The organism is Aquibium pacificum (genome assembly GCF_040839445.1).
Lineage (GTDB): Bacteria > Pseudomonadota > Alphaproteobacteria > Rhizobiales > Rhizobiaceae > Aquibium > Aquibium pacificus.
This window is the reverse complement of record NZ_JBDPGJ010000001.1, coordinates 142938-165846: the sequence shown is the minus strand read 5'-3', so window position 1 is coordinate 165846 and position 22909 is coordinate 142938. Positions and strand designations below refer to the sequence as shown.

The 22909-nt window shown below is 65.3% G+C and carries 27 protein-coding genes; 13 read left to right on the top strand and 14 right to left on the bottom strand.

Going from position 1 to position 22909, the window contains the following annotated elements:
- Nucleotides 1–140: 140 nt before the first annotated feature.
- The 8 genes from ABGN05_RS00915 to ABGN05_RS00880 all read right to left on the bottom strand — a co-directional run bounded on the left by ABGN05_RS00915 (nucleotide 141) and on the right by ABGN05_RS00880 (nucleotide 7488).
- Complete coding sequence (locus tag ABGN05_RS00915) at nucleotides 141–686, bottom strand: copper chaperone PCu(A)C (protein ID WP_367952113.1); 546 nt, start codon at nucleotides 684–686, stop codon at nucleotides 141–143.
- Nucleotides 687–773: 87 nt separating this feature from the next.
- Complete coding sequence (locus tag ABGN05_RS00910) at nucleotides 774–1151, bottom strand: DUF2946 family protein (protein WP_367952112.1); 378 nt, start codon at nucleotides 1149–1151, stop codon at nucleotides 774–776.
- A 136-nt stretch (nucleotides 1152–1287) separates the two neighbouring features.
- Nucleotides 1288–2454 (bottom strand): Gfo/Idh/MocA family protein, encoded by a 1167-nt coding sequence (locus tag ABGN05_RS00905; protein ID WP_367952111.1) that lies wholly within the window; start codon nucleotides 2452–2454, stop codon nucleotides 1288–1290.
- 12 nt (nucleotides 2455–2466) lie between these two features.
- A complete protein-coding gene (locus ABGN05_RS00900; protein ID WP_367952110.1) occupies nucleotides 2467–3213 on the bottom strand; it encodes a sugar phosphate isomerase/epimerase family protein in 747 nt (248 codons plus the stop codon).
- A 33-nt stretch (nucleotides 3214–3246) separates the two neighbouring features.
- Nucleotides 3247–4332 (bottom strand): ABC transporter ATP-binding protein, encoded by a 1086-nt coding sequence (locus ABGN05_RS00895; RefSeq protein WP_367952109.1) that lies wholly within the window; start codon nucleotides 4330–4332, stop codon nucleotides 3247–3249.
- Nucleotides 4333–4335: 3 nt separating this feature from the next.
- Entirely contained in the window at nucleotides 4336–5271 is a 936-nt protein-coding gene (locus ABGN05_RS00890; RefSeq protein WP_373695873.1) for a carbohydrate ABC transporter permease, read from the bottom strand.
- Nucleotides 5264–6166, bottom strand: coding sequence for a carbohydrate ABC transporter permease (locus tag ABGN05_RS00885; protein ID WP_367952108.1), 903 nt, complete (start codon nucleotides 6164–6166; stop codon nucleotides 5264–5266). The genes ABGN05_RS00890 and ABGN05_RS00885 overlap by 8 nt, the downstream gene beginning before the upstream one ends.
- Before the next feature lie 83 nt (nucleotides 6167–6249).
- Nucleotides 6250–7488 (bottom strand): ABC transporter substrate-binding protein, encoded by a 1239-nt coding sequence (locus ABGN05_RS00880; protein ID WP_367952107.1) that lies wholly within the window; start codon nucleotides 7486–7488, stop codon nucleotides 6250–6252.
- Between the two features lie 376 nt (nucleotides 7489–7864).
- On the opposite strand from ABGN05_RS00880, the gene ABGN05_RS00875 reads away from it, so the two are divergent.
- From ABGN05_RS00875 to ABGN05_RS00865, 3 genes are all read left to right on the top strand, one after another.
- Nucleotides 7865–8923 carry a LacI family transcriptional regulator gene (locus ABGN05_RS00875; protein WP_367952106.1) on the top strand — a complete coding sequence of 353 codons (1059 nt, stop codon included), beginning with the start codon at nucleotides 7865–7867 and terminating at the stop codon, nucleotides 8921–8923.
- A gap of 206 nt (nucleotides 8924–9129) precedes the next feature.
- Complete coding sequence (locus ABGN05_RS00870) at nucleotides 9130–9846, top strand: helix-turn-helix transcriptional regulator (RefSeq protein WP_367952105.1); 717 nt, start codon at nucleotides 9130–9132, stop codon at nucleotides 9844–9846.
- Between the two features lie 5 nt (nucleotides 9847–9851).
- Entirely contained in the window at nucleotides 9852–10607 is a 756-nt protein-coding gene (locus tag ABGN05_RS00865; protein WP_367952104.1) for a response regulator transcription factor, read from the top strand.
- A gap of 29 nt (nucleotides 10608–10636) precedes the next feature.
- Here the strand turns inward: ABGN05_RS00865 and ABGN05_RS00860 are convergent, their stop codons facing one another.
- The 6 genes from ABGN05_RS00860 to motA are packed head-to-tail and all read right to left on the bottom strand — an operon-like array spanning nucleotide 10637 to nucleotide 15529.
- Nucleotides 10637–11071, bottom strand: a complete 435-nt coding sequence (locus tag ABGN05_RS00860; RefSeq protein ID WP_367952103.1) for a BspJ family T4SS effector nucleomodulin — start codon at nucleotides 11069–11071, stop codon at nucleotides 10637–10639.
- Nucleotides 11068–12159 carry a flagellar biosynthesis protein FlhB gene (flhB, locus tag ABGN05_RS00855; RefSeq protein WP_367952102.1) on the bottom strand — a complete coding sequence of 364 codons (1092 nt, stop codon included), beginning with the start codon at nucleotides 12157–12159 and terminating at the stop codon, nucleotides 11068–11070. Before flhB ends, ABGN05_RS00860 begins: the two co-directional genes overlap by 4 nt.
- A gap of 52 nt (nucleotides 12160–12211) precedes the next feature.
- Nucleotides 12212–13258 carry a flagellar motor switch protein FliG gene (locus tag ABGN05_RS00850; protein WP_367952101.1) on the bottom strand — a complete coding sequence of 349 codons (1047 nt, stop codon included), beginning with the start codon at nucleotides 13256–13258 and terminating at the stop codon, nucleotides 12212–12214.
- A gap of 7 nt (nucleotides 13259–13265) precedes the next feature.
- On the bottom strand, nucleotides 13266–13673 hold the full coding sequence (gene fliN / locus ABGN05_RS00845; RefSeq protein ID WP_367952100.1) for a flagellar motor switch protein FliN: 408 nt from the start codon (nucleotides 13671–13673) through the stop codon (nucleotides 13266–13268).
- A gap of 37 nt (nucleotides 13674–13710) precedes the next feature.
- Nucleotides 13711–14655 carry a FliM/FliN family flagellar motor switch protein gene (locus ABGN05_RS00840; protein ID WP_367952099.1) on the bottom strand — a complete coding sequence of 315 codons (945 nt, stop codon included), beginning with the start codon at nucleotides 14653–14655 and terminating at the stop codon, nucleotides 13711–13713.
- Nucleotide 14656: 1 nt separating this feature from the next.
- The gene (motA, locus tag ABGN05_RS00835; RefSeq protein WP_367952098.1) at nucleotides 14657–15529 is read right to left on the bottom strand and encodes a flagellar motor stator protein MotA; all 873 of its coding nucleotides are present in this window, start codon (nucleotides 15527–15529) and stop codon (nucleotides 14657–14659) included.
- A gap of 155 nt (nucleotides 15530–15684) precedes the next feature.
- On the opposite strand from motA, the gene ABGN05_RS00830 reads away from it, so the two are divergent.
- From ABGN05_RS00830 to ABGN05_RS00785, 10 genes are all read left to right on the top strand, one after another.
- The gene (locus ABGN05_RS00830; RefSeq protein WP_367952097.1) at nucleotides 15685–16461 is read left to right on the top strand and encodes a DUF1217 domain-containing protein; all 777 of its coding nucleotides are present in this window, start codon (nucleotides 15685–15687) and stop codon (nucleotides 16459–16461) included.
- Between the two features lie 10 nt (nucleotides 16462–16471).
- Nucleotides 16472–17191: a flagellar basal-body rod protein FlgF gene (flgF, locus tag ABGN05_RS00825; protein WP_367952096.1), complete on the top strand. Its 720-nt coding sequence runs from the start codon at nucleotides 16472–16474 to the stop codon at nucleotides 17189–17191.
- Between the two features lie 93 nt (nucleotides 17192–17284).
- Nucleotides 17285–18628, top strand: coding sequence for a flagellar protein export ATPase FliI (gene fliI / locus ABGN05_RS00820; RefSeq protein WP_367953111.1), 1344 nt, complete (start codon nucleotides 17285–17287; stop codon nucleotides 18626–18628).
- The gene (locus tag ABGN05_RS00815; protein ID WP_367952095.1) at nucleotides 18621–19235 is read left to right on the top strand and encodes a hypothetical protein; all 615 of its coding nucleotides are present in this window, start codon (nucleotides 18621–18623) and stop codon (nucleotides 19233–19235) included. The genes fliI and ABGN05_RS00815 overlap by 8 nt, the downstream gene beginning before the upstream one ends.
- Before the next feature lie 83 nt (nucleotides 19236–19318).
- Nucleotides 19319–19693, top strand: a complete 375-nt coding sequence (gene flgB / locus ABGN05_RS00810; protein WP_367952094.1) for a flagellar basal body rod protein FlgB — start codon at nucleotides 19319–19321, stop codon at nucleotides 19691–19693.
- 8 nt (nucleotides 19694–19701) lie between these two features.
- Nucleotides 19702–20118, top strand: a complete 417-nt coding sequence (gene flgC, locus ABGN05_RS00805; RefSeq protein WP_367952093.1) for a flagellar basal body rod protein FlgC — start codon at nucleotides 19702–19704, stop codon at nucleotides 20116–20118.
- A complete protein-coding gene (fliE, locus tag ABGN05_RS00800) occupies nucleotides 20115–20435 on the top strand; it encodes a flagellar hook-basal body complex protein FliE (RefSeq protein ID WP_367952092.1) in 321 nt (106 codons plus the stop codon). Before flgC ends, fliE begins: the two co-directional genes overlap by 4 nt.
- A gap of 11 nt (nucleotides 20436–20446) precedes the next feature.
- A complete protein-coding gene (gene flgG / locus ABGN05_RS00795) occupies nucleotides 20447–21235 on the top strand; it encodes a flagellar basal-body rod protein FlgG (protein WP_367952091.1) in 789 nt (262 codons plus the stop codon).
- A gap of 4 nt (nucleotides 21236–21239) precedes the next feature.
- Entirely contained in the window at nucleotides 21240–21710 is a 471-nt protein-coding gene (gene flgA, locus ABGN05_RS00790) for a flagellar basal body P-ring formation chaperone FlgA (protein ID WP_367952090.1), read from the top strand.
- Between the two features lie 68 nt (nucleotides 21711–21778).
- A complete protein-coding gene (locus tag ABGN05_RS00785; RefSeq protein WP_367953110.1) occupies nucleotides 21779–22909 on the top strand; it encodes a flagellar basal body P-ring protein FlgI in 1131 nt (376 codons plus the stop codon).

The following is a 22909-nucleotide window of genomic DNA, read 5'->3' as shown; positions in this document are numbered from 1 at the left end:
AGATACTCTCATGCTGTTTTCGGAACGGACGGATAGTCACATAAGGATATCTTTATGTCAACATGGAGCGTTTTGCCGGGACAGTCAGGCGCTGCGGCGGCCCTGGGACCGCCGCGCCACCGATCCGCCGACGCGGCGGATCATTTCATCTTCATCTTCGATCCATTCTCGTCGTGGTTCATGGCACCGCCGATGGCTTCGACCGTGAACTCGACCGCGACATCGCCGGCCTTTTCGAAGGTCAGCGTTCCCGCGAAACGCTCATCCGCCTTCGGGAGAGAGTGAAGGTCCATGAACATCAGATGGAACGAGCCGGGCTTCAGTTCGAGGGCGCCACCCGCGGGAATTTCGAGAGCGCCTTCGACGGGACGCATCGTCATCACCCCCTTGTCGTCGACCGACATCTCGTGGATCTCGGTCCGGCCGGCGATCTCGGCGGAGACTGCGAGCAGCCGGTCCGGCTCCGATCCATCGTTGCGGATCACGAAATAGCCCCCCGCGACCTTGGCACCGGACGGTGCGGCGCGTGACCACGGATGCTGGATGACGAGATCGCCGGACTTGAACTCGTGCGCGCTGGCTATCGAGATGAATGCGAACAGCGACAGGGAAGTCGCCGCGACGAAACCGGCCGCGTGCGTGCGGCGGAGGAAGGCAAGCGCGGATGCGCGGATGAAAGCGGACATGATGGGTCTCCGAAACGGGCTGTAATCCCCGCTCGCGCGGGGTGATCGGTCAGGAATGGAACGCTCCGGTTCTACCGGAGCGGACGATTACACTGCGGACGGTGGCGCTCGGGGACTGCCGGGATGCGTCAGGCGGCCGGGAAGCGGATGGCGGGTTTCGGGGAGAAGGACGGCGACACTTGTCACTGGCCGCGGCGCGAGCGCGACCGTGTCGTGCTGCGGAACTGCCGGTGCCGAAGCGGCCTGATTGCAGCCGAAGGTGCAGCATCCGGGGAGGATGCCATGGCCGCCGTCCGGCGCGTCGCCCGGCTCGCCCGAAAGGCAGAGCACGTTGCCAAACGCGTCGAGCTGCGGCGCGGCGGCGTGGCTGGCAGCGGTGAAGCCCGTCGCGAAGAGCTGGACGAGCAGAAGGATGAGCGCGAGATGCGCCGTCCACCCACCCGATGCCTTGCGAAGTGCCGTCACGCCTGCGACCGTCCGATCCTGAGGACGCGCCGCTTCTAGCAGGTCGCACTCCGCCCGCCAACAAGACTGCGCCCGGTGCGGCGATTGGGCCGACCGGGCGCAAGGTGCAGTCGCGGGAGGATGGACGGCGCGACGCTCAGGCCGCGGCGCGCGCGACCTTCTGGGGTTTCTGCGCCAGCAGGGCGCGGGCTTCCTTCGGCGGCAGCGCTTCCGGACGCTCGCAGGTCGTCTTCATCTCGATGAACTTGCCCGTCTCGCCCGACTTCAGGATCGATGTCATCACCTCGATGGCGTGCAGCGATGCTTCGAGCGAGCAACGGTGCGGCCGTCCCTCGCGGATCGCGACCGCCATGTCGGCCAGTCCCGAGGTCCGGTAGTTGGCGAGCGGCCCCCGCGGGTGTTCCTGATTGTGCACCGAGAAGGGATGCTCCCACTTGGGCGCCTTCTTCACCGGCTTGTCCTTGGTGGTGTAGCGGACCTCGCCGCCGAAGAAGTTCGGATCGGGCACGAAGAGCGAGCCTTCCTCGCCGTAGAGTTCGATCGGGGAATGGTTGTGCACCCAGACGTCCCAGCTGGCGTTGAGGCTGATCACCGCGCCGTTCTCGAAGTGCAAGAGCGCGAGAATCGTCGTGGGTGTCTCCACCGAAATCTTCTCGCCGGCGCGCGGTTGCGAGGTGATGGTGCGCTCCTTCGCCGGAATGGAAGAGAGCGCCGCCACCCTCCGCACCGGCCCGATGAGCTGGATGAGGTTGGCGATGTAGTAGGGCCCGATGTCGAGGATCGGACCGCCGCCGATTTTGAAGAAGAAGTCCGGGTTCGGGTGCCAGTGCTCCATGCCGTGGCTCATCACGAAGCAGGTGCCGCTGGTGATGCGGCCGACGAGGCCCGAATCGACGACATGGCGGGCCAACTGGTGCGCGCCGCCCAGAAAGGTGTCGGGCGCGGAGCCGATGCGCAGGTTCTTCCTCGCCGCGATCTTCTTCAGGTCGAGCCCCTCGGCGACCGAGAGCACGAAGGGTTTTTCCGAGTAGACGTGCTTGCCCGCCTCCAGCGCGCGGCGCGAGATCTCGTAGTGCGCCGCCGGAATGGTGAGGTTGACGACGATGTCGACGTCGTCGGCCGCCATGAGGTCGTCCACGGTCGAGGCTCTCACGCCGAACTCCGAGGCACGCGTCCTTGCCGCCGCCATGTCGATGTCGGCGCAGGCGCGCATCTCGATGCCGCGGAAGAGCGGCCCGAGCCGCAGATAGGCGGCGGAAATGTTGCCGCAGCCGACGATACCGATCCCCAGCTTCTTCGCCATGATGTCTCGCTCCTAATAAGTCCTGGCGGATTCGATCGAACGCCGGGCGAAGCGCCCGATGTCGCTGGGATTGTCGTGTTCCATGATGAAGAAGCGGGCGGACGTCTTCGCGCGCAGTTGCGCCATCAGCCCAGCCCAGTCGATCGTGCCATGGCCGACATCGGCCCAGCCGTCCTCCCCGGTCCCCTCCCCGGCCTTGGCGATGTCCTTCACATGGACGGCGGAGATCCTGGAGCCGTAGCGGTCAATCCATTCGGAAGGGTCCGCGCCACCGCGCACCACCCAGGCGATGTCGATCTCCCAGCCAAGGTCCGGCGCGGCGGAGAAGATGAGGTCCTGCGGCAGGGAACCGTCGGCCAGCGCTCTGAACTCGAAATCGTGGTTGTGCCAGGCGAAGCCGTATCCGGCCTTGCCCGCCTTCTCGCCCGCACGCGCCAGCCGCTCGCCGAAGCCGCGCCAGCCGGCCGCGTCCGCCGGCCGCTTGTCCGGCACGAGGAATGGGCAGATCAGCGTCCTGACGCCGAGCGCATCGGCGGTGCGGCGCACGCCGTCGAAATCGTTCTCCAGCGCGTCGATCGCGAAATGGCCGGTCGGCATCGAAAGGCCGTTCCTGTCCATCTCGGCGCGGAAGGCGGGTGGGTCGGAATAGACGCCTCCGAAGCCTTCGACCTGGCTGTACCCGCTGTCCGCGAGCAGCTTCAGGACGCCGTCCCACGGCTGGAAATTGCGCGCGCTGTAGAGCTGAAAAGACCAGTCCATGGAATTCTTCCCGGTATCGATGATGTTTGAACGTCAGAGCCTTTCGCCAGTCTCTGTGTCGAAGAGAGAGGCATTGAGCGGATCGAAGCCGATCGTGACGGTCTCGCCCGTGCGGGGCGACCGCTCGGAGGTGACACGCATGGTGAAGCTCTGGCCGCCGAGTCGCGTCCAGACCAGCGTGTCGGACCCCATCGGCTCGACCACCTCGACCGGCACCCGGGCCGAGAACGGCCATCCATCGCCGGTGTTCACCCCCACATGCTCCGGGCGGATGCCGAAGGAGGCCGGGCCTTGCCGGAAGCCCTTGCCGTCGAACGGGTAATTGGAAACGGGCGCGCGAAAATCGCCCGCGACAAACCAGGGAGCGCCGTCTCGCGTCTCCAGTTCGCCCTCGATGAAGTTCATGCCCGGCGAGCCGATGAAATCAGCCACGAAGCGGTTGACCGGCCGGTTGTAGATGGTCTTGGGCGAATCGAACTGCTGGATGATGCCGCCCTTCATGACGGCAATCCGGTCGGCCAGCGTCAGCGCCTCGATCTGGTCGTGGGTAACGTAGATCATCGTGTTGGCGAGCTTCTGGTGCAGACGCTTGATCTCGATGCGCAGTTCCGAGCGCAGCTTGGCGTCGAGGTTCGACAGCGGCTCGTCGAACAGGAAGACGTCGACGTCGCGCACCAGCGCCCGGCCGATCGCGACGCGCTGCCTCTGTCCGCCGGAAAGGGCCGCTGGCTTGCGCTGCAACAGCGGCTCGATCTGGAGGATCTCCGCCGCCCGGGCGATGCGCCGGGCGATCTCGTCGCGCGGCAGCCGCGCGTTCTTCAGACCGAAGGAGAGGTTCCCCTCGACCGTCATCTGCGGATAGAGCGCGTAGGACTGGAACACCATGCCGATGCCGCGGTCCTTGGGTTCGTTCCAGGTGACGTTCTTGCCGTTGATGAAGATCTGGCCGGCGGACACGTCGAGCAGGCCGGCGATGCAGTTGAGCAAGGTCGACTTGCCGCAGCCGGACGGACCGAGCAGGACGAGGAACTCGCCTTCCGCGACCTCGAGGTTGAGCGATTTCAGCACCTCGACCGCGCCGAAATTGAGGGAGAGATCCCTGACGAGAACGCTGGTCATCGATCAGCCCTTCACCGCGCCCGCGGCGATGCCGCGCACGAACAGCTTGCCAGAGATGAAGTAGATGACCAGCGGCACGAGTCCGGTGAGGATGGTGGCCGCCATGTTGACGTTGTACTCCTTCACGCCCTGCACGGAATTGACGATGTTGTTGAGCTGGACCGTCATCGGGTAGGTGTCGGGCTTGGTGTAGACCACCCCGAACAGGAAGTCGTTCCAGATGCCGGTGACCTGGATGATCATCGAGACCACGAAGATCGGCAGGCTCATCGGCAGCATGATGCGGAAGTAGATGCCCCAGAACCCGGCGCCGTCCACGCGCGCCGCCTTGAACAGCTCTTCCGGCAACGAGCTGAAATAGTTGCGGAAAAGCAGCGTGTTGATCGGCATGCCGAAGATGGTGTGCACGATGATCAGTCCGGTCAGCGTGCCGTAGACGCCCATTTCGCGCAGGATGATGACGATCGGATAGATCATCACCTGGTAGGGGATGAAGGCGCCGACGATGAGGATGGTGAAGAACGTGTTGCCGCCCTTGAAGCGCCAGTTGGCCAGCGCGTAGCCGTTCACCGAGGCGATGGCGATCGAGATGATCACACTGGGGATGGTGATCCGCACCGAGTTCCAGAAGCCGCGCGACAGGCCGTCGCAATTGAGACCGGTGCATGCCGTCGACCACGCCTTAACCCACGGCTCGAACGTGATCTCTACCGGCGGCGCGAAGACGTTGCCTAGGCGGATCTCCGGCATCGTCTTCAGCGAGGTGACGATCATGACGTAGAGCGGCATCAGGTAATAGAGCGAGACGATCACGAGCGCGCCGTAGAGGACGATGTTGCGGCGCGAGAAAATTCGCCTGGGCCGGGGACCCCAGGCTTCGTCATGGCCTGCGATCCGCGGCTCGACCTGTCCGACGGAGGCGGTACGCACGTCAGCCATGGCGGCGCCTCCCGCCGAATTCGAGGTAAGCCCAGGGCACGACGACGATGGCGACCGTCAAGAGCATCATGGTCGAAGCGGCAAAGCCCTGGCCGAGATTCTGCGCGGCGAACATGTAGTCGTAGACGTATTTGGCCGGCACCTCCGAGGCGTGGCCGGGACCGCCCGACGTCTGCGCGACCACGAGGTCGTAGATGCGCACGATGCCGCTCGCGATGATGACGAGCGTCGTGACGAAGACCGGGCGCATCATCGGGATGACGATGAAGATATACGTCTTCCACATCGGGATGCCGTCCACCCGCGCGGCTTTCCAGATATCCTCGTCGATGCCACGCAAGCCTGCCAGCATCAGGCACATGACGAGGCCCGTGCCCTGCCACAGACCGGCGATGAGGATTCCGTAGATGACGATCGACTGGTCGTAGAGCGGATTGAAGGTGAAGCTTTCCCAGCCGAGCGTGCGCACGAGATGCTGCACGCCGAAGTCCGGGTTGAGCAGCCACTGCCATACCAGGCCGGTGACGATGAAGGACAGCGCGAAGGGGTAGAGGATGATGCTGCGGAAGGTGTTCTCGAAGCGGATCTTCTGGTCGAGCAGCGCGGCGAGCACGAAGCCGATCAGCAACGAGAAGATCAGCGACAGACTGCCGTAGATAACGAGATTCTGGATCGAGGCGATCCAGCGCGGCGTGCTCCAGAGCCGTTCGTACTGATCGAGGCCGATGAAGTTCAGCCGCGGCAGGAGGCGCGAATTGGTGAAGGAGTAGGTGATCGTCCAGATGGTGCCGCCGACGAAGACCACCAGCGCCGTGAGGATCATCGGCAGGGAAGCGATCTTGGCGTTGAGGTTGCGGAAGAGCGTGTTGGGGCGTCTGGTCGCTTCGGTCGGCATGCTCGTCGTCCGGCGGCAGGGGCGAGGAAGCCCCGCCGCGGGGTCGCGCGGACCCGGCGGCGGGAAGGTCGAGCCTCGGGAGCTCAGTCGGCGCTTTCGATGATCGCGGCGTAGCGCTTCTGCGCTTCTTCCGGTGTCATCGACGGGGTGGCGAAGAACTCGACGAACAGGTCGTTCAGCTGGTTGTTCGTGTCCTCGGTGTTGAGCCGCGGCGGATCGGGGATCGTGTTCTCCTCGGCCAGGATCGCGAGGCCCTTCTTCATGCAGTCGTTGGCGGCGGCAAGGTCGACATCGCCGCGCACCGGGACCGAACCCTTCTTGAGGTTGAACGCTACCTGCGTCTCGGGGCTGAGCATGCTCGAGGCGAGCACCTCCTGCGCCGCCGTCTTTTCCGGATCGTCCAGGACGGGGAAGTAGAAGGCGTCGCCGCCGACCGAGATCAGTTCGTTGACGCCGAGCCCGGGCAGGCAGGAATAGTCCTTGCCGGCGACCTGGCCCGCGACCTGGAACTCGCCCTGCGCCCAGTCTCCCATGATCTGTCCGCCGGCCTGGCCGGTGATGACGAGATTGGTAGCCTGGTTCCAGTCCTGCACGTTCGAATTGGCCGCCATCTTGCGCGCGTCGTCGGCCGCCTTGAAGACCTTGGCGATCTCGGGTCCCGCGGCTGCCTCGGCGTCCTTGTCCTGGTAGACCTTGAGGAAGGTCTCCTTGCCGGCGATGGCGGGTATCAGCACGTTGAAGACGCCCGTCCTCTGCCAGGGCTGGCCGCCGATGGCGAGCGGGACCTTGCCGGCCTTCTCGAGAGCGGGCGCCGCGGCGACGAACTCGTCCCAGTTGGTGGGCACCGGCACGCCGGCATCCTCGAAAGCCTTGTGGGACAGCCAGAGCCACTGCCAGGAATGGATGTTGATCGGCACGCAGTAGATCTTGCCGTCGACGGTACAGCCGTCGAGCAGGCTCACCGGGCGGATGAAATCCTTCCAGCCCTCCTTTTCGGCAAGATCGGTGAAATCGCGCATGAGACCGGCTTCGACGAGTTCCTCGGCCTGGCGGCCATGGTTGAACTGCGTGGCGGCCATCGGATCACCGCCGGTGATGCGGCTGATGAAGACCGGCCGGGCCGTATTTCCGCCGCCGGCGATCGCGCCGTCGACCCATTTGTTGCCGGTGGCATCGAATGCCTTGGCGAATTCGGCGACTGCCGCAGCCTCGCCACCGGAGGTCCACCAGTGGGTAACCTCGAGTTCGGCGGAGAATGCGGTCGAAGAGATGCAGCAGGCTACACCCGCCGCGAGCGCGGCGGTCGTAAGGCGATAACGCATCCAAGTTCCTCCCTGAATCTGAAACGTTACAGCTTTTTTCATACGGCAATTGATACCGCTCGACAAGGCCCCCCGGCGCTCAACAGCCAACTTTTTTCGGGCTCCAAAATTAATGACCACCAAAAAGCGGCCCCGCGCTGCAACATTCAATCGCTGCACTGCGGCAGCAGAGCAAGATAATTGCCGGCACAGTGTGCGCGGCGACGGGCCTCCAAGGCGGCCGGCCGCTGGGGGTGCCAAGAAGACCCGATCTCCGCGGATGTCATTGCACAGCGACAATAGGAACTGTAACGTTACAGCAATGCGTCGGAAATGCATCGCGCTTGCGTCGCTGCCAGAGACTGGCCTAGAGCGGTGCGGAAGGCGGGCGAAAGACATGGACAGCGACACGAAAGGCCACGCCACGGAAACGTCGCCGCGCGACGAGCGTCCGACGCTGAAGACGATCGCCTTCATGACAGGCCTTGGCGTCACGACCGTATCGCGGGCGCTGAAAGACGCCCCCGAGATCGGCGAGGCGACGAAGAAGCGCGTCCGCCTCGTCGCCAAGCAGATCGGCTACCGGCCCAACCGCGCCGGCGTGCGGTTGCGCACCGGCAAGACCAACGTCATCAGCCTCGTGCTGGACACCGAGGAAGATCTGACGGGTTTCGTCTCCGACATGATCTACGGCATTTCGGAAACGGTGGCGGAGACGCCCTACCATCTGATAGTGACGCCCTACTCACGGCGCAACGACCCGATGGACCCCGTCCGCTACCTCGTCGAGACCGGGTCGGCCGACGGCATCATCCTGTCGCGCACCCTTCCCGACGACCCGCGCGTCCACTACATGCTCGAACACCATTTCCCGTTCGCCACGCACGGCCGGACGAACATCGGGGTCGAGCACGCCTGGCACGACTTCGACAACCGCGCCTTCGCCCGCGAGGCGGCGCTGAAGCTGGTCGAACTCGGCAGGACCCGGCTCGCGCTGCTGCCTCCCCCGGTCGGGCTGACCTACCACACCCATACCCGCGAAGGCTTTTCGGAAGGCGTGCTGGAGGCCGGCGCGACCGAAGTGGCCTGGAGCGGGGTTTCCATCGACGACCTCATCGACGACATCCGCTCCAAGACCGTCCGCCTGATGCGGCGCAAGGACCGGCCGGACGGCGTCGTCGTCTCGAGCGGCGGGGCGACCTTCGCGCTCGTGGCCGGCATCGAGGAAGCGGGGCTGAAGCTGGGACAGGACGTCGACGTCGTCTCCAAGCAGTCCTCGAAACTGCTGCGGCTGTTCCGGCCGGAACTCTATGTCTGCCAGGAGAGCTTCCGGCTCGCCGGCCGCGAGGTCGCCAAGGCGGTCATGGGCCAGATCGCGGGGAAAAGCGTGGACAAGTTGCAGAGCCTGGCGGCACCTCCGCCGATCGTTTCCTGCCGCAATCCCGCGATCCCCTGAGGCAGCACCTTCCGCTCCGGGACACCGCCCTGACGCGCGCGATTCGCACACGCGCAGCAATGCCTTGACCAGAGTCGCCCATCATGAAAATCCTTGGGCATGTTCACTGATTCGTGTCGAATCACGGGCGCGCCGACGAGGCGCGCCGCCGAAGGGGGATTCAGCCTGTCTCCTCCCCGGAGGCATGCGAAAGGGATGGAGCGGCAATGACCGTCGCGCGGCCGACGCTGTCCCGGCAGACACTCGCCGCGATCGCGAAGGTTGAGAGCCGCGAACAGCTTTCCCTGTGCCTTGAAGGCATCGCCACCGAAGCGGGCGCCTCCCACTACCTCCTGCTCGCCGAGCGCCATCAACACGGCGGCAGCCAGCCCTGGGTCGTGGCAAGCAACTGGATCTACGACACCGTCCATCTCGTTGGCGAGACTGCGCTGGCCCGCCTGGCCGACCTCGAAAGCGCCGCGCTGGACGCGCGGGCGCCCGCGCCGGCCCGGAAGGATCTCCGCGACAACGGACACAGGGTGGATCCGCGCCAGGTCCGCGCACTGGTGAAGCGACACGGTCACGCCGAACTCTATGCGCTGGCGCTGCACGGAGGGACGCGGCGCTGCCATGTCCTCCTGTCGTCTGGCGAGGTGGGCGCGATCCGGATCGGGATGCTTCCCGCCGCCCGTCTCGCCTGCTGCTATCTCCTGGGACGGCTTCCGCCCGACCTTCTCGGCGAAGCCGCCGCCGAAGCGCTCTCCGAGAGAGAGCGGGAATGCCTCTACTGGGTCTCCGAAGGCAAGACGACGGGCGAAGTCGCCGTCATCCTCGGCGTGACATCGAACACCGTGAACAGCTATCTGGCGAACGCCATCCAGAAATTCGGCGCGAGCAATCGCGCCATGGCGATCGCCACCGCGATCAGGACCGGGGCAATCTGACAGTCATGCAGACCGCTTCCGAAAGACAGGCGATCGCGGATTGGTCGGAATTCGCCGCGAAGGGTCTCGACGCCACGCACGAGAACGTCGGCTTCCTGCTCGATGCGGTGCGCCAGGTGCGCCGCATGGCGGTCGACGCGGGTGCATCGTACTACGCGGTCTTCCTGCTTTCGCGCACCACCGCGCGGCCGGGAATGGCCCTCTGCTTCGACCGTAAATTCCCGCGATCGTCCGAACTGTCGCAGATCATCTGCGGCGAGCGCGGATCGAAATGGCTCGGCGGCGCCGGCCGGTCGATGACGCCGTTCTGGTGGCGCTGCGAGACCGCCACTGGACGTTGCCCGGCCTTTCCGCTGCTGGCGATCGGCAGCGAGACGCAACCCCTCACGCCGGGACTGCCGGGGCTTGCCCTGCCGGTCTTCGCCGATGGCGGTTCTCAGGGTTTCGTCGTGCTCGCCGGCGCCGAGATCGCCGTCGACGACGCCGTGCTGTGCGATCTTCACATCAGGGCGCTGACGCTGTTCGGTACGGTGGCCCGCATGCTGCTGGCGCAGACGGGCGAAGTGCCCGCCATGTCGGCGCGCGAGATCCAGTGCCTGCGCCTGACCGCCGAGGGGAAGACGAGCGAGGAGATCGCGCGGCGGCTCGGACTGTCGGTGCACACCGCCAACCAGTACCTTTCCGCGACATCCCAGAAGCTCAACGCCGTCAACCGCATGCACGCGGTGGCGAAGGCGCTGCGCCTCGGTCTGATCGATTGATCTAGGGACGAAACGGACGGGCTTCCGTTTCAGAACCCCAGCGGCTCGGTCTTGCGGATGCGGGAGTTCTCCAGCGACGTCGCCAGAAATCGCGTGTTCACCGCCGGATCCGGCGAGGGATCGTCGAAGGAAACGTAGCTCACCTCGACGCTCGCCTTGAGCGCCGTCAGGCGCAGCGCGAAATAGACGGTCGCTCCGATCGGCTTCAACTGGAGGTCGAGCGTGATCACCGGCTCGCCGCTCCAGCCGAGATTGACGTCGCCGCCATTGCCGAACAGCACCGTCCCCGGCATGAAAAAGAGCTCGGACGCCGAATCGACGATGTCGGCCAGGTTCGCATGCTGCTCCAGCCGGATGAACGCGACATAATCGGCCACGTCGATCATCCGGAGTTCGGAAACGACCTCCTGGATCGCCTTGGCAACGATGATCTCGCGTGCGGAAGAATGCGGCTGCCGATTCATGTGCTCAAATTGCCTGGCTTCGGGCCTTTTCGGCCGCTCTGGATGATCCGGATGAGTTCCGCGACCGCATGGTAGAACTGCGGTGGGATCATGTTATCGACCGAAACTTGTTTGAACATGGAGCGGGCGAGCGTGACGTCCTCGAAAACGGGAATGTTGTTCTCTTCGGCGATCTCGCGGATCTTCAGGGCAATGAGGTCCTGGCCCTTGGCGACCACAATGGGGGCTGCGGTCTCCTCGCGAACGTAGCGCAGCGCGATCGAGTAGTGCGTCGGGTTGGCGATGATCAGCGTCGCGCGCGGTACGGCCGACATCATGCGCTGCCGCGCCCGGTCGCGCGCCAGGGAGCGCATCCGCGCCTTGAGGATCGGGTCGCCTTCGGCCTGCTTCTGCTCGTCCTTCACCTCCTGCTTGCTCATGCGCAGTTCCTGCAGCCAGTGGAAGCGGCTCCACAGGAGGTCGGCGCCGGCGATCAGCGCCATGGCGAAGGCGACGGTGGTGATCAGTTCGACCGCGATGTCGCGGATCACCAGTCCGAAGCTGACCGGATTGGTGACCATGCCGGCCAGCAGGCGCGCATGCACGTCGCTCATGACGAAGACCAGGAACACGGTCGCGAAGACGACCTTGCCGAAAGACTTGGCGAATTCGACGAAGCCCTTGATGCCGAATATGCGTTTCCACCCCTCCAGCGGCGAGATCCGCGACAGCTTCGGCATGATGCGGTCGCCGACGAAACGGGGAATGTTCTGGAAGACGGATGCGCCGATCGCGGCGGCGACCAGCAACGACATCACGACGAGGATGGCCCGCGCGATCTCGAAGAAGACGACCTGGTAGAGCGAGATCGCGTCAAGCTCGGTTTCGAGCCGCCACTCGTTGGGGCGCTCCAGGAACGTCGCGAGGAACGTCGCCAGGTGCAGGATCGCGTCGTAGGCGAAGAACAGCGCGAAGGTCACGAAGGCGAGGAAGGACGCAAAGATCGGCGCCTCCCGGGAGAAAGGCAGATTGCCCTTCTCCATGGCGTCGCGGAGCTTCTTCTCCGTCGCCTCTTCTGTCTTGCTGTCCTTGTCGGTGTTTTCGGCCATCGCCGCTTCTCAGCCCGGATTGCGAGGATGGGCGCCTGGCGGCCGCCGGAGGTCAGGCGGCCTGCTGCGTGGACGGAAGCTGGATGCGTCCTTCCTTGCCGAGCCTGATCGCGGCGGTCGCGATCTCGCGGCGCGCCCGGGTGATCGCGGCCGGCTGAAGGTTGCCGGGGTCAGCGGCCAGTTCCGCCTCGATCATGCGCCGCGAACGGGCACCGAGCGCCGCCAGGACGGCTTCACGCAGCACGTTGTCCGAATTCCTCAAGGCGAGCGTCACGAGTTCCGTCGACATTCCGTCGAACAGGGTGAGCCGCGCCTTCTGCTCCAGAAGCGGCAGGTCCTCGAAGGAGAAGAGCTGCGCCTTGATCGCCTTCACGTCCGAGAAGCCGGCGCTTTCCATGTCGGCGAGGATCTCGTCGAGCTGGGTCTTGTCCATCTCGTTGAGCACCGTGGCGACGCGCGCGTGACCGGCGGCGGGCGATTTGGCGGAGTTTTCGCCGAGAAGCCGCGCCCGGAGCTGGTTCTCGACGATCTTCAGCGCCGCGGGCTTGACGGTGCCGATCGTCACCATGCGCTTGGCGACCTCGCCGCGCAGGTTCTTGGGCATCGTCAGAAGGATCCTGGCGGCGGCGGTCGGCGTGAGGTTCGTCAGCACGAGCGCCGCCGTCTGCGGATGCTCCGCGCCGAGGAAGCCGCCGACCCGCTCCGGCTCCAGTCCCTCGATGGCGGGCCAGACCGGCGGCGGCTGGTCGGAACTGTCGCCGGCGCTGTCGTTCATGATCGCGCTGACTTCTTCCGGCGTGAGGGATTCGCTGAGGATGGTGTCCATCGTGTCGGCCGAATCCATCAGGCCGGCGCCTTCCGCGAACTCGTCCTCGAACTCGGCGATGATCTTCTCCAGCTCGGTCTGCGGTATGGTCTTCAGCTTGCGGGCGCCCTCGATCAACGCCCTCAGTTCGTCCTGCTTGAAGAACTTGAGCAGCCGACCGGCGGCCGGCTTGCCCATCGCCACGAGTATCGCGGCAGCCTTCTGCGCCTTCGTCAGCTGCGCGGCGGCCGATCCGCGGGGTACCGGGTCAGGAGAGGAGAAATCAAAATCCATCGCGCCGTCAGGACTTCTTGGCCGAGGTGATGATCTCGGTGAGCTTGATGCCGAACCGGGAGGGGTCGCTTTCGAGGACGGTGATCTCGCCGCGCGCGATCCTGCGCCCGTTCACGACCACGTCCACCGGCTCCCCGATGCGCCGGTCGAGCGCCACGGTGGCACCCTTCCTCAGCGCCATAAGGTCGGCCACCTGCATCTCCGTGCTTCCAAGCACGATCTGCACGTCGACCGGAATGTTCATGATGATCGCGGACGCCGAGCCGCTCGCGTCGTCGTCTTCCGGCATGGCGAAGCCGGCATTGCCGGCGGGCGCCGCATCCTCCCTGAGCACGCCTCGCAGCTCGTCGATGGCGCGATCGAGTTCCTCTTCGTCGCCTGCGGCCACGTCAGCCTGGGCGTTGCCCTGTTTCATCGCAGTTGCTCCATGCGGTGCTTCTCTGCCTCACTCATCACGGCAAGGGGAGTCCGCCGCCAGCGTCCTTGTCCGAATCGACAGGACCCTTGATTCGGACCGTGTAATTTTGTTCAAGCCGGCCAAACTCGCAAACGAAGAGAAGCTTGTTCTTCGCCGAAAGCAACGTTTCGGTCGGAGCGGTGCGGGAGAGTTCGATCACCTGGCCGGCGCGCAGTGCCGAGATGGCGCCGAGGCTCATCTTGCCGACCGGCATCGTCGCCTCAAGCTTCACCCTGGAGCGCATCACCTCTTCGTTGAACCGGTCCTTCCATTCGGACGACTGGGCGTCGGTAGTCTCGGGCTCCGCCGTTTCGTCCTTGCTGCGCCGCAAGAGGACACGCTGCGGTATGTAGAGCGATATCCGACCCGTCTCCGGCTCCGTGCCGACGACGAAGTCGATCCGGACGGCCGGACCGTCGCGCAGCGCGGTCGAACGCAGGACTTCTCCGGAAATGACCGGCGGCAGAGGCAGTTTCAACTGCTGCGCCGGAGGGCTGATTGAGTTGAACGAGGCCGCCAGGAGACGACAGACGAGATTGGCCACCTCGACCTCGACCGGCGACAGGTCGCGCCCAAGCCGGCCGGCGCCGGTCTCCGGCTCCGCGCCGAACAGGACGTTGACGATGATCGCGACCGCCTGCTCCTCGATGCGTATCAGGAGCGCGTCGGGGGAGACCTTGGAGGCCGCCAGCGTGACCGCGTCATGCGGACCCGACGCCGAGACGATCTCCATGATGCGGTCGACCTCGACCTTCTCCAGTTCGAACGGTACCGCTTCGTTGGCTGCATCCTCCAGGCCCACGCGCATCGGCTTCAGGAGCTGATCGCCGAGGATCTGGCCGGATTTCGTGACCTTTTCCGGCTCTCCCGTCGCGCCTACCAGCCGCTCCATGATGGAGAGGGCGGTCCTTCCTCCGGCATGGACGACGCTGCCATGCATCTTACGCGGCCTTTGCTTCGTGGCCGGCATTGAGCGTCTGCTGCTCGACAGCGTCGATCGTCGGGCGGTCGTGCGCGGAGATGGTCTTGCGGCCGAATTCCAGCGCGACCTGGGGCAGCGCACCGTTCATGTAGGCAAGCAGCGTCTGCTTGACGATGATGTAGAGACGGTTGCGCTTTTCGCGAACGGACTTGATCTTCGCCGCGATCGGACCGACCAGGCCGTAGGACAGGAAGATGCCGAGGAAGGTTCCGACCAGCGCCGCCCCGATCAGGTGGCCGAGCACTTCGGGCGATTCGTTGAGCGCGCCCATCGCCTTGATGACGCCGAGCACCGCCGCCACGATGCCGATCGCCGGCAGCCCGTCGCCGACCGACACCAGAGCATGGTAAGATTTCATCTTGTCCTGCCGGATGGTCTGGATTTCCTCGTCCATCAGCGCCTCGATCTCGTGCGAGCGGGCATTTCCGATGATGATCAGGCGGCAATAGTCGCAGATGAAGTGCGTCAGATCCTTGTTCTTCAGGACGATCGGATAGCTCTGGAAGATCGCGGATTCCTCGGGGTTGTCGATATGCCCCTCGACCTCGCTGCGGGATTTCGTCTTCAGTTCCCGCATCAGGCTGTGCAGGACGCCGAGCGTCTCGAGGTATTCCGCCTCGGCCGGCACCGAGTTCTTGAAGGCTTCGAGGAGCGCTTTCCCGGTGTCCTTGACCGTCGGCATCGGATTGCCGACCAGGAAGATGCCGAGCGCGGCGCCGACGATGATGACGAACTCCCAGGGCTGGACCAGAACCTCTATATGGCCGCCCATGGCCATGAACCCGCCGAGCACGCAACCCAGCGTGACCACCAGCCCAATCAGAATACCCAAGACGGCCCCTCCGTAAGTGCGCCCGCAGCAGGATTACCGGCCGTGCCTTGTGTGAGGCTTGATCGCGGCGCGATCGGCGGAAATCCGGACGCCGGAAAGGTTCGCGCAAGGAATTAACCATAGGATGGCGCTTCGTATCTCTCCGGAGTCCGGACTTGGTCAGCACCTACACCAGCTACCTGACGATCACGCGCGACATCGACCTTTCGCTCGAGAGGGTCGAGTCGCAGCCGTTCGTCCAGCGCGAGACCGAGTATTATCTGGAGAACATCGAGAACGTGAAATCCATCGACGAGTTCGTCGGAGACCGGCGCCTGTTCAATTACGCGATGAAGGCGTTCGGTCTCGAGGACATGGCCTATGCCAAGGCGTTCATGGTCAAGCTGCTCGAGGAAGGCGTCGAGGATTCGGAGAGCTTCGCCAATACGCTGAGCGACCAGCGCTACAAGGACTTCGCCGAGACCTTCGATTTCGCGCGCTACGGCGAGACCGCGACGGTGTTCGACAGGACCCGGCAAGGCACCGTCGACAAGTATTTGCGCCAGACGCTCGAGCAGGACGCGGGGGAAACGAACGAAGGCGTCCGGCTCGCGCTCTACTTCGAGCGCAAGGCGCCGGACCTCACCAGCATGTACGGCGTCCTGGCCGACACCGCCCTCGCGAAGGTGGTTCGCACCTCCTTCGGGCTGCCGGATTCCTTCGCGCTGCTCGACATCGACAAGCAGGTGGAAATCCTCGAGAAAAAGCTCGACATCGAGGATCTGGAAGACCCGGAGGTGCTCTCCAAGTTCCTGACGCGCTTCACCAGCCTGTGGGAAATCGAAAATCCGACCACGTCCTCCGTGTCGAACCTCAGCGTCCTCTTCGGCCAGCCCACGGAGTTCGGCATCTCCACCGACGTGCTCCTGACCATTCAGCAATTGAAGTTCTGAGGCCGGGAAAATGCAATCAGGCCTCTATGTTGCGATTTCGGCCCAGGTGGCGCTCGAAAAGCGCCTAAGCACCATCGCCGACAACGTCGCGAATGCCGGCACCGTCGGCTTCCGAGCGACGGAGATCAAGTTCGACGACGTCGTCTCCGGTCTGGGCAAGGATTCCGTTTCCTTCGTTTCTCCCGGCTCGACGTACCTTTCGACGAAATCGGGCGGGTTGAAGCAGACGGGCAATCCGCTCGACTTCGCCATCCGCGGGGAAGCCTGGTTCGCCATCGACACGCCGGCCGGCTCCGTGATGACGCGCGACGGACGCTTCACCATGCTGGAGACGGGCGAACTCGTATCGCTGGAAGGATATCCGGTGCTCGACGCGGGAGGCGCCGCTATCCAGCTCGATCCGCTTTCGGGGGCCCCCGAGGCCGGAGCCGACGGCATGTTGCGCCAGAACGGCCAGCCGGTCGGCGCCATCGGCGTGTTCGCGTTCGAGCCCGGCGACGATTTCGTGCGCTACGGCAATTCCGGCCTGGTGCCGTCGACGCCTCCGGAAGCGATCGTGGACCGCGACGACGTCGGCGTCGTACAGGGTTTCGTCGAGGAGTCAAACGTCAATCCGGTGCTGGAGATGACGAACCTCATCATGGTGCAGCGTGCCTTCGAGAACGCCGCCTCGCTCATCCGGCAGAGCGACCAGTCGCTCGGCGAGGCCGTCAAGGCCATCGGCACCTGAGGGAGCGGATAGGTGCTCCAGGAAGAATATGCACCTGCCACACCGGCCGCCAGCATCGTGACCGCTCGCCCCCCTTCGACCGCCAGAGCCGGGATGGAGACGCTCCGGCTTCTGGAGCGCCTGTACCGAAAAGCCTCGGACGACGAGACGATCATCCGCCGGGGCGGCCGCATCACCGAAGTGACGGCGACCCACTACCGGGTCCGCGGCCTGTCGGCCGTGGCACGGCTGGGCGACGTCGTCGAGCACCGCAGCCGGCACGGCGCCAAGCTCGGAGAGATCGTCCAGATCTGCGAAAAGGACGTTCTCGTCGCTCCCTTCCAGCAGACCTCGGACGCCGGCGTTTCGGATCCCGTCTATGTCCGCGGCGCCTTCCGCCTGTCTCCCGACGCAAGCTGGCGGGGACGCGTCGTGGACGCGCTCGGCCGGGCGATCGATGCCGGACCGCCGCTGCATGACGGCGAGACACCGACCGGCCATGCGGGCGCCACGCCGGGAGCCCTGTCCCGGCAGCGGGTGGACGCGCCGTTCCGCACCGGCGTCCGCGTCATCGACATTTTCACCCCCATGTGCTTCGGGCAGCGCCTCGGCGTCTTTGCCGGGTCGGGCGTCGGAAAATCGACGCTTCTCGCCATGCTCGCCGCAGCGCACGCGTTCGACACCGTCGTGGTGGCGCTGGTCGGCGAGCGCGGTCGCGAGGTGCGCGAATTCCTCGAAGACACGATCGGCGAGGAGAGCATGAAGAAGACCGTCGCGGTGATCGCGACGAGTGACGAAAGCGCCATGATGCGCAAGCGCGCGGCGGTCACAGCGATGGGCGTGGCCGAATATTTTCGCGACCGAGGCGACCGGGTGCTTCTGGTGCTCGATTCGGTCACCCGGTACGCGCACGCCCTGCGCGAGGTGGCGATCGGGGCCGGCGAGCCGCCGGTGGCGCGCGGATACCCCGCCTCGGTGTTCACCGACATGCCGAGGCTGCTGGAGCGCGCGGGTCCCGGTTCCCAAGGCGCCGGCTCCATCACCGCGATCATCTCTGTGCTGGTGGACGGCGACGATCACAACGATCCGGTGGCCGATTCCGTGCGCGGCATTCTCGACGGGCACATCGTCCTCGACCGCAGCATCGCCGAGCAGGGGCGCTACCCGGCGGTCAATCCCCTCGCCTCGGTGTCGCGGCTCGCCAACCGCGCCTGGAGCGACGGCGAGAAGGCCCTGGTGATGCGCCTGCGGGCGATGATCTCCCGCTACGAGGAAACCCGCGATATCCGTCTTCTCGGCGGCTATCAGCCCGGCGCCGACCAGGACCTCGACAATGCCGTGCGGCAGGTGCCGCTGATCTACGAGGCACTGGTCCAGTCGCCGCAGGACGGCGCCTCGGCGGAACCGTTCGGCGATCTCGCCCAGCATCTGAAGAAACAGGAGAAGGCCGATGGCTAGGTTCGGGCGCTGGTTCCGAAGGCGTCCGAAAACGCCCGAACCCACCCTGCCGGGCATGAAAGCCGTTGGCCGCAACGTCAAGCTCTCGGGCAGCGGAAGGCGGAGCTACGGGCTCGGGGACGCGATCCTCATCGGGATCGGAATCGGCCTGACCGCCGCCAGCGCAACCTTTCCCTGGTATGTCTTCTACAATCAGGAGAAATTCGGACTCGGGCGGACCGCCTTCGACAACGACGCGGCCGGATCGGACCTCACCGGCCCCTTCTACACGCCAAGGGTCCAATGGACGCCGAAGCCGCTCACGAGCGAAGAGATCGCGTCCCTGCCGATCGATTTCGCTCCCACCGGAACGGTCGGGTCGATCAAGTCGCCACCGCCTCTTTCGGATCAGGACGGAGCGACGCAGGCCTTCCCGGCAACCGTGCCCAACTTCACGCTGGTCCACGTCGCCAACGGCCGAGCGATGATCCAGAGCGACAACGGCCTCTTCGTCGTGGAACGCGGCTCGGTGCTGCCCGACAACTCGCGCGTCGTCGCGATCGAGTACAACGGGGCCAAGTGGGTGCTCAGGACGAGTGACAATGCAGTCGTCGAGATGACGCCCTGACATCCCGCCGCGGCTGACGGGACCGCCCGCAAGTTCCACGCAAGACTGGCTGCCTATGATTCCCCTTCAGGAGGGAATTGACGATGCAACCGGTAAACCTGTTCGACCTGGCCTCGCAGCAGGCGCGCTGGCTTTCGGTCCGCCAGTCCGCGGTCGCCGGCAACATCGCCAACATGAATACTCCCGGCTACCAGGCGGTCGACGTGCAGCCGTTCGAACGCGTGCTCGAGAACAGCAAGTTGCGCATGCAGCCGACATCGCCCGGGCACATCGCCATCGGTGCGAATGGCGGTGAGTTCGACGTCCGCACCGACGAGACTGCGATGGTTTCCGTCTCCGGCAACTCGGTCACGATCGAACAAGAACTGGTGAAGGCGGGCGAGGTGCGCCGGGGATTCGAGATGAACACGGCCATCGTCAAAGCCTTCCATCGCATGATGATGATGACGGTCAGGTAGACACGGCCATGGATCCCCTTTCCCTCTCGGTCAACGTAGCGGCCTCCGGTCTCAACGCACAGTCGCAACGGCTGCGGATCGCTTCGGAAAACATCGCCAATGCGCAATCGACCGGCAACACCCCCGGCTCGGACCCCTATCAGCGCAAGACGATAACCTTCGCCTCGGCAGTCGACGCGGCGAGCGGCGGCTCGTTCGTGCAGGTGCAATCGATCGACCTCGACATGTCCGGCTTCCGGGTCGAGTACGAGCCCGGCCACCAGGCGGCGGACGAGAACGGCTTCGTCAAGTTGCCGAACGTGAACGCGCTCGTCGAGATGGCCGACATGTCCGAGGCGAACCGCTCCTACGAAGCCAACCTCCAGGTCATCAAGCAGGCGCGGGAACTGATCTCGATGACGATCGACCTGATGAGGTCCACATGATTTCGGGTATCGGTCTCCTCGAAGGCCTGAAGACGAACCCGCTCGGCGGCAGCGCGACGGGCGGCGTGACCCCGCCGGTCTCGCCAGCCAGCACGGCGACGTCCTTCGCGGCCGCTCTCAACGAGGCTGCGCTCCGCACCGTGGGCAGCCTGGAAAAGGCCGAGTCCGTCTCCCTGCAGGCACTTCAAGGCGGCGAAATCCAGGCCCGCGAGGTCGTCGACGCGGTCATGAACGCCGAGCAGTCCCTCCAGGCCGCCATCGCGATCCGCGACAAGATCGTGACCGCCTATCTCGAAATCAGCCGCATGGCGATCTGAGGACATTTACGATGAAGGCCCTGGCCATCGCAGCGACCGGCATGAACGCCCAGCAACTGAACCTGGAAGTAATCGCCAACAACATCGCCAACATCAACACGACCGGCTTCAAGCGGGCGCGCGCGGAGTTCTCCGACCTGCTCTACCAGACGGAACGCCTGCAGGGCGTGCCCAACCGCGCCGACCAGAGCATCATCCCCGAGGGTGCCAACGTCGGCCTCGGCGTCAAGACCTCCGCGATCCGCAACGTGCACATCCAGGGTGCGCTCGCCAGCACCGGCAACAAGTTCGACCTCGCGCTGACGGGGCCCGGCTGGTTCCAGATCGAAGCGGCCGACGGCTCGACCCTCTATACGCGCTCGGGCGCCTTCAACACGAACGCCAACGGCGAGCTCGTCACCGTCGACGGTTTCCGCGTCGTCCCGGCGATCGTGGTCCCGGCGCAGACCGTCGAGGTCATCGTCAACAAGTCCGGCCAGGTGTTCGCCCGCATCGACGGCCAGGCGGACCTCCAGGAGCTCGGGCAGATCACGCTCGCGACCTTCGCCAACGAGGCCGGCCTCGCGCCGATGGGCGACAATCTGTTCCGCGAGACCACGGCCTCGGGCGGCGCCACGGTCGGCGTGCCGGGCGATCCGGGCTACGCCGCCATAGAGCAGGGCTATCTGGAAAGCTCTAACGTCGATCCGGTCAAGGAAATCACCGAACTGATTTCCGCGCAACGCGCCTACGAGATGAACTCCAAGGTGATCAAGGCGGCCGACGAAATGGCCTCCGTGGTCTCGCAGAGCATACGGTAGGGCGATGGGGAACCGTTTCCTGGCCCTTTTCCGCGCAACGCTCGCGGCGCTCGTGCTCGGCACGTCCGCCGGCCTGGCGACTGCGCAGGAGATGGCCGTCATTCCCAATCGCGTCATCTATCCGGGCGAGACGATCGAGGTCGCCGCGCTCATCGAGGTGCCGCTTCGCCGGTCGAGCCGCATCACCTCCGCGATCGCCATGTATGTCGACCAGATCGACGGAATGGTCGCAAAGCGCACGCTTCTGCCGGGCAAGCTGATCCCCTTGAGCTCCGTCCGCGAGGCCTATCTGGTGGAGGCGGGAACGCCGGTGCGGGTGAACTACGTCGAAGGCGCCTTGCAGATATCGACGGTCGGCGTGCCCTTGCAGCCGGGCGCGGCGGGCGACGTCGTGCGGGTCCGCAATTCCGAGAGCGGCGCGGTGCTGACCGGCACCGTCATGGTCGACGGAACGATCAAGGTCGGCGGATTATGATCGCAAGGTGGATCCCGGCCATCCTCACGTTGGTAGGCCTGCTCGCCGCGCCGGCGCTTGCCGCCGACATGCAGCCCGGCACGATCCAGGACGGCAACTACCGGGTCAGCATCGCCGCGTCCGGCGGCCCATCCGCGCTGCCGGACCGTCTCGGTCCGGTCTCGCGCATCAAGGACATCGCGACGCTTTTGACGGCGCGCGACAACCAGCTGATCGGCTACGGCCTGGTCATCGGCCTGCAGGGCACCGGCGACGGGCTGCGCAACTCCCCCTTCACCGAACAGTCCATCCGCGCCATGCTGCAGAACCTCGGCATCGCCATGGAAGGCGGGCAGGCGCGGGCAAAGAACGTCGCCGCCGTCATCGTCACCGCGAACCTGCCGCCCTTCGTCCAGTCGGGCGCGCGCATCGACGTTTCCGTCTCCTCGCTCGGCGACGCCTCGTCGCTCCAGGGCGGCACGCTGGTGATGACTCCCCTGCGCGCGCCGGACGGCGAGATCTATGCGGTCGCGCAAGGTCCGGTCTTCGTCTCCGGCTTCAGCGTGCAGGGCCAGGCGGAGACGCTGACGAGGGGCGTTCCTACGTCCGGCCGGATCCCGAGTGGCGCGATCGTGGAACGGCAGGTGGATGCGCGCTTTAACGACGACACCGTCCTGACCATGCAACTGCGCAACCCGGATTTCTCGACCACGATCCGCGTCACCGATACGATCAATGCCTATACGTCGAGCCGCTTCGGCGTCCGTACCGCGAGCGAGCAGGATTCGCGCACGATCCTGATCAACCGGCCCAAGGAAGTCTCGGCCGCGCGCTTCGTCGCCGAACTCGAAAACCTCCTGGTCGAAACCGACACGCCCGCGCGCGTCGTCGTCGACGAGCGCACCGGGACGATCGTCATCGGCCAGGACGTGAAGATATCGCAGGTCGCGGTGAGCCACGGCCAACTGACGGTGAGGATCACCGAGCAGCCGCAGATCGTGCAGCCGGCGCCGTTCTCGGATGGCGTCACGGCGGAGGAGCCATCGACCACCATCGACGCACGGCAGGCAGGCGGACAGGTCGCCATGCTCGAAGGTCCCGACCTGCAGACGCTGGTGGCCGGCCTGAACCGCATCGGCGTGAAGCCGGACGGGATCATCGCGATCCTCCAGGGCATCAAGTCAGCGGGCGCCCTCCAGGCCGAACTCGTCCTGCAATAG

Excerpts from the sequence above, each read along its gene's own strand:
- ABGN05_RS00915 (WP_367952113.1), bottom strand. The coding sequence starts at position 686 with ATGTCCGCTTTCATCCGCGCATCCGCGCTTGCCTTCCTCCGCCGCACG.
- ABGN05_RS00905 (WP_367952111.1), bottom strand. The coding sequence starts at position 2,454 with ATGGCGAAGAAGCTGGGGATCGGTATCGTCGGCTGCGGCAACATTTCC.
- ABGN05_RS00900 (WP_367952110.1), bottom strand. The coding sequence starts at position 3,213 with ATGGACTGGTCTTTTCAGCTCTACAGCGCGCGCAATTTCCAGCCGTGG.
- ABGN05_RS00895 (WP_367952109.1), bottom strand. The coding sequence starts at position 4,332 with ATGACCAGCGTTCTCGTCAGGGATCTCTCCCTCAATTTCGGCGCGGTC.
- ABGN05_RS00890 (WP_373695873.1), bottom strand. The coding sequence starts at position 5,271 with ATGGCTGACGTGCGTACCGCCTCCGTCGGACAGGTCGAGCCGCGGATC.
- ABGN05_RS00885 (WP_367952108.1), bottom strand. The coding sequence starts at position 6,166 with ATGCCGACCGAAGCGACCAGACGCCCCAACACGCTCTTCCGCAACCTC.
- ABGN05_RS00880 (WP_367952107.1), bottom strand. The coding sequence starts at position 7,488 with ATGCGTTATCGCCTTACGACCGCCGCGCTCGCGGCGGGTGTAGCCTGC.
- ABGN05_RS00875 (WP_367952106.1), top strand. The coding sequence starts at position 7,865 with ATGGACAGCGACACGAAAGGCCACGCCACGGAAACGTCGCCGCGCGAC.
- ABGN05_RS00870 (WP_367952105.1), top strand. The coding sequence starts at position 9,130 with ATGACCGTCGCGCGGCCGACGCTGTCCCGGCAGACACTCGCCGCGATC.
- ABGN05_RS00865 (WP_367952104.1), top strand. The coding sequence starts at position 9,852 with ATGCAGACCGCTTCCGAAAGACAGGCGATCGCGGATTGGTCGGAATTC.
- ABGN05_RS00860 (WP_367952103.1), bottom strand. The coding sequence starts at position 11,071 with ATGAATCGGCAGCCGCATTCTTCCGCACGCGAGATCATCGTTGCCAAG.
- flhB (WP_367952102.1), bottom strand. The coding sequence starts at position 12,159 with ATGGCCGAAAACACCGACAAGGACAGCAAGACAGAAGAGGCGACGGAG.
- ABGN05_RS00850 (WP_367952101.1), bottom strand. The coding sequence starts at position 13,258 with ATGGATTTTGATTTCTCCTCTCCTGACCCGGTACCCCGCGGATCGGCC.
- fliN (WP_367952100.1), bottom strand. The coding sequence starts at position 13,673 with ATGAAACAGGGCAACGCCCAGGCTGACGTGGCCGCAGGCGACGAAGAG.
- ABGN05_RS00840 (WP_367952099.1), bottom strand. The coding sequence starts at position 14,655 with ATGCATGGCAGCGTCGTCCATGCCGGAGGAAGGACCGCCCTCTCCATC.
- flgF (WP_367952096.1), top strand. The coding sequence starts at position 16,472 with ATGCAATCAGGCCTCTATGTTGCGATTTCGGCCCAGGTGGCGCTCGAA.
- fliI (WP_367953111.1), top strand. The coding sequence starts at position 17,285 with ATGGAGACGCTCCGGCTTCTGGAGCGCCTGTACCGAAAAGCCTCGGAC.
- ABGN05_RS00815 (WP_367952095.1), top strand. The coding sequence starts at position 18,621 with ATGGCTAGGTTCGGGCGCTGGTTCCGAAGGCGTCCGAAAACGCCCGAA.
- flgB (WP_367952094.1), top strand. The coding sequence starts at position 19,319 with ATGCAACCGGTAAACCTGTTCGACCTGGCCTCGCAGCAGGCGCGCTGG.
- flgC (WP_367952093.1), top strand. The coding sequence starts at position 19,702 with ATGGATCCCCTTTCCCTCTCGGTCAACGTAGCGGCCTCCGGTCTCAAC.
- fliE (WP_367952092.1), top strand. The coding sequence starts at position 20,115 with ATGATTTCGGGTATCGGTCTCCTCGAAGGCCTGAAGACGAACCCGCTC.
- flgG (WP_367952091.1), top strand. The coding sequence starts at position 20,447 with ATGAAGGCCCTGGCCATCGCAGCGACCGGCATGAACGCCCAGCAACTG.
- flgA (WP_367952090.1), top strand. The coding sequence starts at position 21,240 with ATGGGGAACCGTTTCCTGGCCCTTTTCCGCGCAACGCTCGCGGCGCTC.
- ABGN05_RS00785 (WP_367953110.1), top strand. The coding sequence starts at position 21,779 with ATGCAGCCCGGCACGATCCAGGACGGCAACTACCGGGTCAGCATCGCC.